General features: G+C 69.7%; 11 protein-coding genes and 1 pseudogene. 6 read left to right on the top strand and 6 right to left on the bottom strand.

What is annotated here, in order from left to right:
• Nucleotides 1–84 precede the first annotated feature (84 nt).
• The 3 genes and pseudogenes from AB0F17_RS44440 to AB0F17_RS44430 form a co-directional block, all read right to left on the bottom strand.
• Nucleotides 85–960 (bottom strand): annotated as a pseudogene (locus tag AB0F17_RS44440) (TadA family conjugal transfer-associated ATPase); the annotation flags it as partial.
• 296 nt (nt 961–1,256) lie between these two features.
• A complete protein-coding gene (gene ssd / locus AB0F17_RS44435; RefSeq protein WP_358036120.1) occupies nt 1,257–2,297 on the bottom strand; it encodes a septum site-determining protein Ssd in 1,041 nt (346 codons plus the stop codon).
• 738 nt (nt 2,298–3,035) lie between these two features.
• Nucleotides 3,036–3,767: an oxidoreductase gene (locus AB0F17_RS44430; protein ID WP_358036118.1), complete on the bottom strand. Its 732-nt coding sequence runs from the start codon at nt 3,765–3,767 to the stop codon at nt 3,036–3,038.
• Nucleotides 3,768–3,994: 227 nt separating this feature from the next.
• On the opposite strand from AB0F17_RS44430, the gene acs reads away from it, so the two are divergent.
• From acs to AB0F17_RS44405, 5 genes are all read left to right on the top strand, one after another.
• Nucleotides 3,995–5,968, top strand: a complete 1,974-nt coding sequence (gene acs, locus AB0F17_RS44425; protein WP_358036116.1) for an acetate--CoA ligase — start codon at nt 3,995–3,997, stop codon at nt 5,966–5,968.
• Between the two features lie 217 nt (nt 5,969–6,185).
• Nucleotides 6,186–7,394 (top strand): Na+/H+ antiporter NhaA, encoded by a 1,209-nt coding sequence (gene nhaA / locus AB0F17_RS44420; RefSeq protein WP_358036114.1) that lies wholly within the window; start codon nt 6,186–6,188, stop codon nt 7,392–7,394.
• 31 nt (nt 7,395–7,425) lie between these two features.
• On the top strand, nt 7,426–7,842 hold the full coding sequence (locus AB0F17_RS44415) for a phage holin family protein (RefSeq protein WP_358036112.1): 417 nt from the start codon (nt 7,426–7,428) through the stop codon (nt 7,840–7,842).
• The gene (locus tag AB0F17_RS44410; RefSeq protein WP_358036110.1) at nt 7,829–8,752 is read left to right on the top strand and encodes an alpha/beta hydrolase; all 924 of its coding nucleotides are present in this window, start codon (nt 7,829–7,831) and stop codon (nt 8,750–8,752) included. The genes AB0F17_RS44415 and AB0F17_RS44410 overlap by 14 nt, the downstream gene beginning before the upstream one ends.
• A complete protein-coding gene (locus AB0F17_RS44405; protein WP_358036108.1) occupies nt 8,749–9,192 on the top strand; it encodes a DUF309 domain-containing protein in 444 nt (147 codons plus the stop codon). The genes AB0F17_RS44410 and AB0F17_RS44405 overlap by 4 nt, the downstream gene beginning before the upstream one ends.
• On the opposite strand, the gene AB0F17_RS44400 is transcribed toward AB0F17_RS44405, so the two are convergent.
• Entirely contained in the window at nt 9,189–10,379 is a 1,191-nt protein-coding gene (locus tag AB0F17_RS44400) for a MarP family serine protease (RefSeq protein WP_358036106.1), read from the bottom strand. The two genes, AB0F17_RS44405 and AB0F17_RS44400, sit on opposite strands and share 4 nt — an antisense overlap.
• 80 nt (nt 10,380–10,459) lie before the next feature.
• Here AB0F17_RS44400 and AB0F17_RS44395 point away from each other — a divergent pair, with 80 nt between their 5' ends.
• Nucleotides 10,460–10,996, top strand: coding sequence for a HEAT repeat domain-containing protein (locus tag AB0F17_RS44395; protein ID WP_358036105.1), 537 nt, complete (start codon nt 10,460–10,462; stop codon nt 10,994–10,996).
• 49 nt (nt 10,997–11,045) lie between these two features.
• On the opposite strand, the gene AB0F17_RS44390 is transcribed toward AB0F17_RS44395, so the two are convergent.
• Nucleotides 11,046–11,693 (bottom strand): CoA pyrophosphatase, encoded by a 648-nt coding sequence (locus AB0F17_RS44390; RefSeq protein WP_358036103.1) that lies wholly within the window; start codon nt 11,691–11,693, stop codon nt 11,046–11,048.
• A gap of 53 nt (nt 11,694–11,746) precedes the next feature.
• Nucleotides 11,747–12,448, bottom strand: a complete 702-nt coding sequence (nth, locus tag AB0F17_RS44385) for an endonuclease III (protein ID WP_358036101.1) — start codon at nt 12,446–12,448, stop codon at nt 11,747–11,749.
• Nucleotides 12,449–12,467 lie beyond the last annotated feature (19 nt).

Here is a 12,467-nt window from a genome sequence, read left to right as displayed (position 1 = left end):
ATTTGGGTCAGCCATGGCGCGGGACGCTAGCAGAGATCAGAGAAATGTGCCTCTGAACTGGGATAACTCTCCTACTAGTTCAGTTAACGTGCCGCAGCCGCCCTCGTGGCCGGTGTTCAGAGCGGCCAGCAAATCCACTACTTCGGCGCCTCTGACCTCTCCGACCACTACTCGGTCGGGGCGCATGCGGAGGGCCTGGCGGACCAGGTCTCGTAGGCCGACGCCGCCGGCGCCTTCGAGGTTTGGCGGACGGGACTCCAGGCGTACGACGTGGGGGTGGAGCGGGCGGAGTTCGGCTGAGTCTTCTACGAGAAGCAGGCGTTCACCTGGGTCGGCCAGCGACAGCAGGGCTGACAGGAGTGTTGTCTTGCCTGTGCCGGTGCCGCCTGTCACCAGGAATGCCAGCCTGGCCGTCACGATGGCCGTCAGTAGTGGTACTGCCGACGCTGGGATCGTGCCTGCCGCCACCAGGTCGGGCAAGGTGAACGTCCGTCTCGGTGGCAGGCGGAGCGACACGCAGGTGCCGCCTGAGGCGATCGGCGGAAGCACGGCGTGGAGGCGTACTCCTCCGGCCAGTCTGGCGTCCACGTACGGCGAGGCGTCGTCCAGGCGCCGCCCGGCGGCGGCTGCCAGGCGCTGGGCCAGCCTGCGGACGGCGCCGTCGTCGGTGAACGTCACCGGGGTCCTGCGCAGGCCGTGGCCGTCGTCGACCCATACCTCGCGAGAGCCGTTGACCAGGACGTCGGTGACGTCGGGCTCTGTCAGGAGGGGCTCCAGCGGGCCTGCTCCTATGAGGTCGGCGCAGAGAGAGCGGGCTACGGCGAGGATCTCCGCATCGCCGTATACGGATTTTTCGGCTCGTAGGGCTACTGCTACCTGGGCGGCGCTTGGTTCGACGCCGGTCCGTGCCAGCCGTACGCGCACGGCCTCGATCAGCTCGGGTGAAACGCCCGGGTTCATGTGCTCATTTCTCTGTGCTCTGTGTCTGTGCTGACATGTGCTCACTTCTGGCCTGGCATGCGCTAATTCCGGTCCGGCCTGGGTGACAGCGCGCCCGCCGTGGATGGTGCTCTCCGTCATGGGGCGGCCCGACCCGCCCGGTCCACCCGACAGGTACGGCAGCCACGGTCTACGACTGCTTCGGCTGATACGGGCGCGGGCGCGGACAGCTCCTTGCCGAGGACAGGTCAGGGCGTGGCGCACAGGGAAAACGTTCGTCCAGCGAGTCCGGCGGCAACAGAACTACGGCTGTCTCGTCACGACGGAAGTAGGTCTCGTAGGAGGGATGTGCACAGGGCGCCGAGGACGGTGCGGGGGCCGAGTTTGGGGAGTTCGCCGCGGTTCAGGGTGGTGGGGAGGCGGGGCTGGTCGGGTAGGTGGCCGGCGGAAGGGATGCCGAGGGAGCTCGCCACCACGTCGTCGTCGAGGACGCCGGGGCGGATGACCGCGCGGATGTCCGCGGTGTGCCGGTTGACCTCCGTGAGGACCTGGGCGGCGGCCAGGACGCCGCGTACGTCGGCCGTTGCTACGAGCAGTGTGCCGCTCGCCCTTGTCAGTGCCTCGATGGCGGCGGGGTCGAGGTGGCGCGGGAGGTCGACGACCACCACGTCGAAGCCGCGGCGCCCGGCTTCCAGCACCGAGCGCATGGCCTGGGCGGGGATCGCCCGTACCTCGCCGCGGTGGAAGGACAGGACCGTCAGGTCGCCGAACGCGGGTAGCGCGGCCTGCAGGGCTGCCGAGCCGACCCGGCCCTCGCGGGCCACCAGATCTCCCCAGCGCGCGCCGGTCGCCTCCTCCTGTCCCAGCAACGCGTCGATGCCGCCGCCCAGCGGGTCGGCGTCGATCAGCAGCGTGCGCAGGCGGTCGCCGGAGGCGCGCAGGGCCAGGCAGGCCGACAGTACGCTCGCGCCCACCCCGCCCCGGCCGCCGATGACGCAGAGCACGACGCCGGAGCGGGGATCGGGCTCCATGGCGTCGGCGAACTCCTCCACCAGGCGCCGCTCGCCACCGGGCAGGTCGATGACGGCCTGGGCGCCCACGGCCACACATCGGCGCCAGCTGTCGGGGTCTTCCGGGTCGCGGGTGACCAGGAGCACGCCGTCGCGGGCGGGTGGTGAGGTGGCGGCCATCGCGTCGGCCAGGTCGCCGCCTATCACCACCAGGGGCGCGAGGTTCCAGAAAGGGCGCGCGTGGGCGGGGGCGTGGGCCACGTCGAGCTGGGCTCCGGCTGCGGCGGCCACGCGGACGAGGTCGTCGAGTAGGTCGCGGTCTTCGGTGATGACCAGTGGGCGGTGCATGAGGGGCCTCCCTGATCTGGCGGTTGGGAGGTACACCATGCGCCGGGAGGGTGGGGTGGCGGGCCGCCGAACGTGGTTCTGTGGATGACGGGGCTGGAGGAGGGATGCCCTGTGGACAACGGGATGGGAGGCGACCTCAGCCGCGCAGAACCCAAGCCGTCCAGAAAAGGGGCGACCCCCGCCGGGGGGGAGAGCGGGGGTCGCCTGATCGGTCCGGCTCCGGGGGGGTAGAGCCGGTCCCGTTTCAGAAGAAAGCTTTCATCACTTGACCAGAGCATGGCAAGAGACTGGCAAAGCAAACCCATGCGCAGTCGCTCTAGTTTCAAGAGATACCCCCGTATGCTGCCCGATCAACTCGAGTTTCGTCGAGGAGCAATCTCGCATTTTCGCCAAGTTTTTTCGCCCCCTCATAACGATCACATAAAGCAGCTCACTCAGAGTGATCGTCACAGGTTGATAACCACAGCAAAACCCCCGGTCGCGCGAAATCTCCGCCCCCGGAGGCCCTCGCCCGGGTAAAGGTCTTGCTCCCAGGGGTTCCCATCAGGGCGAATCCGTCGTACAAAGGTGACACGGACCACTTGTCCGGGTGCGTCAACCAGGCACCCACGCGCGACCAGCCGCGGGAGGCGCGTCGTGACGGGCTTGTCCCGCTCCGACGAATAGAGGTGCACGCTTGGTAACCCGGTGTGACGTATCGGCCGACGGCGTCTCATGACTGAGACGCCGTCAGCTATGTCAGCCCCTTTGCAGCGCCTCGCAGATCGCGGTCGTCTCGCGTACGCCAAGTGTGACCGCGGCGGCACAGTGTCGTACCCAGGCCGCCACCCCGTCGGGTGATCCGCTCAGGTAGGCCCGCAGGCCATCGGCATAGGGCAGCTCCAGATGCCCCACTTCGACGGCCACCAGCGACTTCGGGTCCAGCCCGTACTCGACCAGTGTGAGCCGTTCGGCCGAGCGCGCGACGACGCCGTCGGCCGTACCGAACGGACGCAACACGGCCAGTTCCGCGTGGACGACGGCGGCCAGCACGAGCGCGGGCGCCTTCGTGGGCGCTTCGAGCAGCCCGAACAGGCTCTCCAGACGCGCGGCCAGCTCCTCGTCCGGGGTGCGCGGCCGGCCGAGTGAGTCCGTGAGACCGGCCGCGGCGACCGTGTGCAGGCGGGCGAGCACCTGACGGGGGGCCTTGCGCCAGGTCGAGCCCAAGCGGCCCAGCTCGGCTGACGCCCGCAGGGCGCCCTGGACGACGGGATCCTCTACCGAGCCCTGTCGCAGCTCGTCCAGGGGCACGTCGGCACCCTCGATGGCCGCCGACGCCCGCGCTCCGCGCAGGGACGACTCGGCCGACACCGCCGGGCTCGCGCGGCGCAGGACACGATGGCGATACAGCCCGTCGACGGCCTGCCTGGCCTCCTCCACCGCCTCGGGAACGCCGGGAAGTGCCGCGATGACAGCCAGTGGATCACTCACGGGATTCAACACTAGCGGGGGACCCAATAAACCCACCCATTGGCCCGTTCCATATTCGTTCGGTGCCAAGATGACAACAGTTCAATAGCACGTGTAAGACCACTTGATAACCAGATCGGCCGCGCGTCGCCACATGTACAGACCTGTCTAGACCTCTTGTGTGCGGAGCAGGTGACCTGGTGGAGTGGGACCCGACCTGTCAGATCTGGCCATAGAAGGAGTACGAGGTGGCCCCGGAAACCCCTGGCAACGAGCCCCAGGCGCTGTCGAACCTGCTGCAGGAGAACCGCCGGTTCGCACCACCGGCCAACCTGGCGGCGGCGGCGAATGTGACCTCCGCCGCGTACACCGAGGCGGCGGCCGACCGGCTCGCGTTCTGGGAGAGTGCGGCTGACCGGCTGACCTGGGCCAAGCGGTGGGAGACCACGCTTGAGTGGAACGCGCCGTTCGCCAAGTGGTTCGTCGGCGGCGAGCTGAACGTCGCCTACAACTGCGTCGACCGCCACGTCGAAGAGGGCCGCGGCGACAAGGTCGCCTACCACTGGGAGGGCGAGCCCGAGGGCGACACCCGTACCCTCACCTACAACGACCTGAAGTCCGAGGTCAGCAAGGCCGCCAACGCCCTGCTGGAGCTGGGCGTGCGCAAGGGCGACCGCGTCGCCATTTACATGCCGATGATCCCCGAGCTGCCGATCGCGATGCTGGCCTGCGCCAGGATCGGCGCGGTCCACTCGGTGGTGTTCGGCGGGTTCTCGGCGACCGCGCTGAAGAGCCGCATCGACGACGCCGACGCCAAGCTGGTCATCACGGCCGACGGCGGCTACCGCCGCGGCGCCCCCTCGGCGCTCAAGCCGACCGTGGACGAGGCCGTCGCCGAGTGCCCGCAGGTCGAGCACGTCCTGGTCGTACGTCGCACCGGCCAGGAGGTGGCGACGAACGGCAAGGACGTGTGGTGGCACGACGTGGTCGAGCGGCAGAGCGACCAGCACACCGCCGAGCCGCACGACGCCGAGGACCCGCTGTACATCCTGTACACCAGCGGCACCACCGGCCGGCCGAAGGGCATCCTGCACACCACCGGCGGATACCTGACCCAGACGGCCTGGACGCACCACGCGGTCTTCGACCTCAAGCCGGAGACCGACATCTACTGGTGCACCGCCGACATCGGCTGGGTGACCGGACACTCCTACATCGTGTACGGCCCGCTCGCCAACGGCGCGACCAGCGTCATCTATGAGGGGACTCCCGACACCCCGCACCGGGGCCGGTTCTGGGAGATCGTGCAGAAGTACAAGATCACGATCCTCTACACCGCCCCCACGGCGATCCGGACGTTCATGAAGTGGGGCGACGACATCCCCGCCAAGTACGACATGTCCAGCCTGCGCATCCTCGGCTCGGTCGGCGAGCCCATCAACCCCGAGGCGTACGTCTGGTACCGCGAGCACATCGGCCACGAGCGCTGCCCGGTCGTCGACACCTGGTGGCAGACCGAGACCGGCGCCATCATGATCAGCCCGCTGCCGGGCGTCACCAGCGGCAAGCCGGGCGCCGCGATGCGCCCGCTGCCGGGCATCAGCGCGGACGTGGTCGACGAACAGGGCAACAGCGTGCCCGACGGCGGTGGCGGCTTCCTGGTGATCCGTGAGCCGTGGCCGTCCATGCTCCGGACGATCTGGGGCGACGACCAGCGCTACATCGACACGTACTGGAGCCGGTTCGAGGGCATGTACTTCCCCGGCGACGGCGCCAAGAAGGACTCGGACGGCGACCTGTGGTTGCTCGGGCGCGTCGACGACGTCATGCTCGTCTCGGGCCACAACATCTCCACGACGGAGGTGGAGAGCGCGCTGGTGAGCCACCCGAAGGTCGCCGAGGCCGCCGTCGTGGGCGCGACCGACCCGGTGACCGGGCAGGCCATCGTGTCGTTCGTGATCCTGCGCGGCTCCGCGGAGGAGGGCGCCGACATCGCCTCTGAGCTGCGCAACCACGTGGCCAAGGCGCTCGGGCCCATCGCCAAGCCGCGGCAGATCCTGGTGGTGCCCGAGCTGCCCAAGACCCGCTCGGGGAAGATCATGCGCCGCCTGCTCCGCGACGTCGCGGAGAACCGCAGCGTCGGCGACGTCACCACACTGGCCGACAGCACCGTGATGGACCTCATCTCGGAGAAGCTCCCGTCCGCGAAGAGCGAGGACTGAAAAAGGACTGCTCCTTTACGGCACGGCCAACCTGGAGGCCACCCGCCGCACGTGGCGGGTGGCCTCCAGGGGAACGGCCGCTGAACCCGCACGGGGCCGGCCGCCGTGACGTGCGCGTTCTGGGCCGGTTACCGGGTTAGGGTGATAGCGGTGTGCCGGGAAGTCGGGTCGGCGTCACGGGGAGGCGATCCTCGCGACACCCGCCAGAGGAGACCCCGTGCGCAAATCCACCGAGAAGTGGCCCTTCCCACCCACAGTCCGCTACGCACGCACCGTGGCCGAGGCGCTGCGCGCCGAGACGATCGGCGGCATCGTCATGCTGGCCGCCACCGTCGCCGCGCTGATCTGGGCGAACGTCGCGCACGGCGGCTACGCCGCGCTCCAGCACGTCGCGCTCGGCCCCATGGAGCTCTATGAGTGGGCGCAGCACGGCCTGCTGACGGTCTTCTTCTTCGTGGCCGGGCTGGAGGTCAAGGAGGAGTTCGTCCATGGGGAGCTGGCCAATCTGCGTAAGGCCGCGTTGCCCATCGTCGCCTCCCTGTCCGGCATGGCCGTGCCCGCGCTCGTGTACCTCGCGGTGAGCTGGGGGGCGCCGGACGCGGCACGCGGCTGGGCGATTCCCACCGCCACCGACATCGCCTTCGCGCTCGCCGTGCTGGCCGTGACCGCCAGCGCGATGCCCCCGGCCCTGAGGGCGTTCCTGCTGACCAGCGCGGTCGTCGACGACCTCGGCGCCATCACCATCATCGCCGCCTTCTACACCGACCACCTGAACCTGCTCATGCTGCTGGCCGGCGCCGCCCTGATCGCCGTCTACGGGATCCTGCAGCGCTCGGGCGCCGGGAGGCTGTGGATGTACCTGCCGCTGGCCGCAGGCGCCTGGTACGCCGTGGAGGTCAGCGGTGTGCACGCGACCGTGGCGGGAGTGGCGCTCGGCCTGCTCACCCGCGTCACGACGCGAAAGCACGAGACCCGCTCCCCCGCGGAGGCGGCCGACCACTACCTCCGCCCCATCTCCGCGGGCTTCGCCGTACCGGTCTTCGCGTTCCTGTCGGCGGGGGTGAAACTCGACGGGTCCAGCCTCGGCGGTATCTTCTCCGATCGGGTAGTTCTGGGAGTGGTAGCGGGGCTCGTGATCGGGAAGTTCCTGGGTGTGTTCGGCGGTGCCTGGCTGTCCGTACGGCTGGGCCTGGCGAAACTATCCGAAGAGCTCCAATGGCGGGACATGGCGGCGGTGTCGCTGCTGGCCGGGATCGGGTTCACGGTGTCGCTCCTGATCGGCGACCTGGCTTTCGGCGCCGACCGGGAGCGGGCCGACGCCGTGACGACCGGGATCCTCGCGGCCAGCTTCACCGCGTCCGTCCTGGCGGCGGTACTGCTCCACATACGGGTGCGTAAGCGCCGCATCGCGCTGGATGATGTTTGACAGGGCCACCAGGCCTCGATAGGAGACGTTCATGCCGCAGACTCCCGAGGAAGAATCCCTGGGCTCACTGGTCGCCCAGGCGAGCGATCACATCTCGACCCTGGTCCGCTCGGAGATCGAGCTGGCCAAGGCCGAGCTCAGGTTCGACGCCAAGCGGGTCGGCACGGCCGGCGGCCTGTTCGCCGCCGCCGCCTTCATGGCGCACCTGTGCCTGATTCTCGCCTCGTTCACGATCGCCTTCGTGCTCGCCCAGTGGCTGCCGAACTGGGCGGCCTTCCTGATCGTCACCGTCTTCTACCTGGTGGTAGCCGCGCTGCTGGTGTTCATCGGGACGCGTAGGCTGAAAGGGCTCGCCGGGATGAAGCGTACGACCAGGTCGATCAAGGGCCTCAAGGAGATCGCCAGTCCGGAGAAGGAGATAGAGCCGGTGACCAGTGAGCGCGCCTGACGAGTCAGTCGTCCAGATCGAGGGCCCGTGGAAGCACCGCGCGGTCCACGCCGGCGGCACCCGCTTCCACGTCGTGGAGGCCGGTGAGGGGCCGCTGGTCCTGCTGCTGCACGGGTTCCCGCAGTTCTGGTGGACCTGGCGCAACCAGTTGCGGTCGCTGCCCGCCGCGGGGTACCGCGCGGCCGCGGTGGATCTGCGCGGTTACGGCGGCAGCGACAAGCCGCCGCGCGGTTATGACCTGCCCACCCTGGCCGGTGACGCGAGCGGCCTGATCCGCGCGCTCGGCGAGAGCGGGGCCATCGTGGTCGGCCACGACTGGGGCGGCCTGCTCGCCTGGACGATGGCGGTGCTCGACCCGAAGTGCGTGCGCCGGCTGGTCACCGTGTCCGCGCCGCACCCGCTGCGCATGCGCAGGTCGCTGCTGACCGACCCGTTCGGCCAGTTGCGAGCGACCCTCCCGACGATCGGCTACCAGTTGCCGCTGCTGCCCGAGCGGCGGCTCACCCGTGACGACGGCTCGCTGGTCGGCAAGATGCTCGACGCGTGGTCGGGCTCGGGCTGGCCGGACGCGCAGACCGCGCGCGTCTACCGCGAGGCCTTCCGCATCCCGACCGTCGCCCACTGCGCGCTGGAGTATCACCGCTGGTTCGGCCGCTCCCAGTTCCGTCCCGACGGCCTGCGTTTCGCCAGGACCATGAAGACCGAGATCGAAGCCCCCACCCTGCAGCTGCACGGCGCGCTCGACCACCGGGTGCTGCCGCGCACCGCCCAGGGTTCGGGCGGCTACGTGAGCGCCCCCTACCGGTGGCGGCTGATCGAGGGCGCAGGCCACTTCCCCCATGAGGAGACCCCCGACGTGTTCGATGCCGAGCTGATCGGCTGGCTGTCCGACCCGGAGCCCGACCAATGAGAGACCGCGATCCCGACGGCAAGCCGCGCAACGCCCGGCCACGTGACGCCTACGGCCGGCCGCTGCCCTACGGCTCGACCGGCGTGGATCGGGTGCCCGACGACTACGCGCCCTCCACACCGCAGGCCCTGGCCGACGGGCGCCGCTTCCTGCGCGAGGGCCTGCCGTTCAACGCGCACGAGGTGTTCGAGGGCCGCTGGAAGTGCGCCCCCGACGACGAGCGTGAGCTGTGGCAGGGGCTGGCGCAGATCTGCGTCGGGCTGACGCACCTCCAACGCGGCAACGGGCGCGGGGCGCTGACCCTCTTCGGCCGGGGCGCCGCCCGCGTGCAGTCGTACGGCGGTCCGTACGACTCGGTGGGCCGGGCGGCGTCGGGCCTGAGCCAGGACACCGACCCGGAGCAGGCCATCGAGCTGATCCTGAGCGAGCTGCCCGGCTAGTCGCACTCCTGCGTGCCGGCCGGCGTGGTGTCGTTCCTGCCCTGGTCGGCGTCGGGCCTGACCTCGTTGGCCGTCAGCACGTAGCCGGTGTCCTCCTGGCTGACCGCAGCGGCGAAGACGACGCCGAACACCTGCCCGCTCACGGTCAGGAGCGGCCCGCCGGAGTTGCCGGGCAGCACCTTGCCGCGGATCGCATAGACCTTCCGGGTGACGTTCGAGCTGTGGTAGATGTCGGGGCCCTCGGCGTCCAGCTGGCTGCGGATGCGGGCCGGCTCCGCCGTGAAGCCCTGGCCCTTGGGGAACCCGGCGACGATGGCGTTGTCGCCCTTCTCCGCGGTGCCGTCGAAGGAGAGCTGCGGCAGGTCCAGCCCGGGCACGTACAGGATCGCGATGTCGCGCTGCGGGTTGTAGCGGACGACCGTGGCCGGGTGGCGCTTGTTGTCGTAGGCGAGGACCTGCAGGTCACGTGTCACGCCGGCGACCACGTGCGCGTTGGTCATGATCCGGTCCTTGGCGTAGACGAACCCGGTGCCCTCGATGAGCTTGTTGCAGCTCTCGGCATTGCCCTGCACCTTGACGATGGCCCGCTGCGCCCGGCCGAGCTTGGCGCCCTGCAGGATGCTGCGCGCCGGCGGCGGCACGTCGACGAGCTGGCCCGCGCCGATGGCGTCGAACACCGGCGGGAACTCCGACCGGTCGACGAACTTCTTGAACGGCTGCTGCCAGTTGCGCGCGGTCTGCGGGATCGAGTCGTCGACCGTGGTGAGCAGCATGGAGTTCTTGACCTGGTCGACGAGCGGGGTGAAGGCCGTCGACACGATCAGCGACCCGATCAGCCAGGCGATCACCAGCACCGACAGCGCGCTGGCGAACGTGCCGCCGACCGCGTCGGCGACCTTGGCCGGCTCCCAGGTGACATGGCTGCGCACCACGGCGCCGATCGTCGAGGAGGCGAACTGGCCGATCGTCGCGGCGAGGAAGACGATCACGATCGCGAGCAACGCCTGCGGCGTGTCACCGCCGACGACGGCCTTGGCGATGGGAGGCGCGATGAAGACCCCGAGCACCGCCCCGCCGACGAAACCGACGAAGCTCATGACGCCGATGATGAAGCCCTGCCGGTAACCCGAGATGCCGAAGGCGATCACGAGGCCGATCAATATGAGGTCAAGCAGATCACCGCGCACGATTCAAAGGTAACCAGCGATCCGGTCAAGTGTGCACGTCTTCCCAAGGACGTCGTCACCGGCCGGATACCGTCGGCGGCATGCCGCCGACCGACGAAACAGTGCGCGGCCTCATCGAAGCAGCTCTTGGCGACGACGATCCCGACGGGGCGGTGCGCTGGCACGTGATCTCCGTACTACGGCAGCGCGACGATCTGGAGTCCTTCATCGAGGCGCGGCGGCTCTGCGCGGCGGACGACGTCACCCAGCGCCTGCTCGGAGTGGACATCATGGGCATGCTGAAGATGTTCGCGGACCGGACGCTGCCCGTCCTGCGCTACCTGGCGGCCAGCGAGGACGACGTCATGGTGCTCTACTCCGTGCTCATCGCCTTCGGCCACCTGGCCGACCCCCGGTCGCTGCCGTCCGTGCTGGACCTGGCCGTGCACGACGACCCACGCGTCAGGTACGGCGCCGCGTACGCGCTCCAGCACGTGCTGGGCGACCCGCCGGACCGGGCCGGGCTGAACGCGCTGCGGGCGCTGGCCGCCGACAGCGACGCCGACGTGGCCGGCTGGGCCGCGCTCGGCGTCGCGCTGACCACGGGCGACTCGGATCGCCTGGGCCCGGTCGTCTGAAGCTCTGTCCGGCCCTGTGAGGCCCCGTTCAAGCGCCGTGAGGCCCTGTTCAGCCCCGTGAGGCCAGCTCCAGGACGTCGGGCGGCATCTCCTCCACCTGCCCGGGGTCCCATGGCCGCTCCAGGCCGCCTTCGCGCAGCACCGCGTCGAGCACCATCGCGGTGAACCCCCACACCAGCATGCCGCGCACCCGGAAGGCCGGCCCGGCGAAGCCGCGCGGATGCCGCAGCGTGAACCGGTTGCCCGGATCGACCAGTTCGGAGATCGGCACCCGCTCCACGGACTCGACCTCGGCGGGCGAGGCCGCGTGCACCGCCGACGGCGTATGCCACCAGCCGACGACCGGCGTGACCCGGTTGTCGCTGCGCCAGATGAAGAGCTCGGGCATCGTGCCGAGCACGGTCACGCCGCTCGGGTCGAGGCCGGTCTCCTCCTCCGCCTCGCGCAGCGCCGCCCCGACGGGCCCGCCGTCCTCCGGATCCACGCCGCCGCCCGGGAAGGCCGGCTGGCCCGCGTGCCTGCGCCCGTGCGAGCTGCGCTGAATGAGCAGCACGTCGGGGCCGAGCGGCCCCTCGCCGAACAGCAGCAGAACCGCTGCGGGCCGGCCGCCCTCCGCGGGCGGCAGCAGCCCGGAGGGCACCGAAGTCCGTACGGCCCGCGCCGCGAGCCGGTCGAGCCAGTCAGGCACCTGAGTCACGCAATCTCCAACACGCCGGGGGTTCGGGGACTTCCCCGCTCACGGATAGGAGATCACGAGAAGGGGCCCGATCTCACGAGCTTCTGAGCTTTGGCGGTGTCCGTGGGGCCGGTACCGTACGAGGGGCAGAGGGCGGCCAGCGGGCAGACGCCGCAGGCCGGCGTGCGAGAGTGGCAGATGCGGCGGCCGTGCCAGATCACCCGGTGCGAGAAGATCGTCCACTCGCGCTTGGGGAGCAGCTCCGCCACCACGTGCTCGATCTTGACCGGGTCGGTCTCGTCGGTCCAGCCGAAGCGGCGGACCAGCCGCTGGAAGTGCGTGTCGACGGTGAGCCCCGGCACGCCGAAGGCGTTGCCGAGCACCACGTTGGCCGTCTTGCGGCCCACGCCGGGCAGCTTGACCAGGTCCTTCAGCTTGCCGGGCACCGCCCCTCCGTGGTGTTCGCACACGGCCTGGGCCATGCCGATGATGCTGTTGGTCTTGGCGCGGAAGAACCCCGTCGAACGGATGATCTCTTCCATTTCCGCTCGGTCGGCGCCCGCATAGTCATCCACCGTCGGGTACTTGGCGAAGAGGGTAGGAGTAACCATGTTGACCCTCTTGTCCGTACACTGCGCCGAGAGGATCGTCGCGACCAGCAGTTCGAGCGGGGTACCGAAGTCGAGCTCGCAATGGGCGTCGGGGTAGGTTTCCGCCAGGATGCGATTCATCCGGCGTGCGCGACGCACGAGGGCGAGCCTGGACTCAGTGGGCATTCCCATAGCCTACGTGTGC

Source organism: Nonomuraea sp. NPDC026600 (assembly GCF_040638335.1).
In the GTDB taxonomy this organism is placed as follows: Bacteria; Actinomycetota; Actinomycetes; order Streptosporangiales; family Streptosporangiaceae; genus Nonomuraea.
The sequence above is the reverse complement of the archived record's forward strand: the minus strand, read 5'-3'. Positions and strand labels throughout refer to the sequence as shown.

Bases quoted from the DNA above. Each gene is read 5' to 3' on its own strand.
- ssd (WP_358036120.1), bottom strand. From the start codon at position 2,297: ATGCACCGCCCACTGGTCATCACCGAAGACCGCGACCTACTCGACGAC.
- AB0F17_RS44415 (WP_358036112.1), top strand. From the start codon at position 7,426: ATGCCGCAGACTCCCGAGGAAGAATCCCTGGGCTCACTGGTCGCCCAG.
- AB0F17_RS44405 (WP_358036108.1), top strand. From the start codon at position 8,749: ATGAGAGACCGCGATCCCGACGGCAAGCCGCGCAACGCCCGGCCACGT.
- AB0F17_RS44395 (WP_358036105.1), top strand. From the start codon at position 10,460: ATGCCGCCGACCGACGAAACAGTGCGCGGCCTCATCGAAGCAGCTCTT.
- nth (WP_358036101.1), bottom strand. From the start codon at position 12,448: ATGCCCACTGAGTCCAGGCTCGCCCTCGTGCGTCGCGCACGCCGGATG.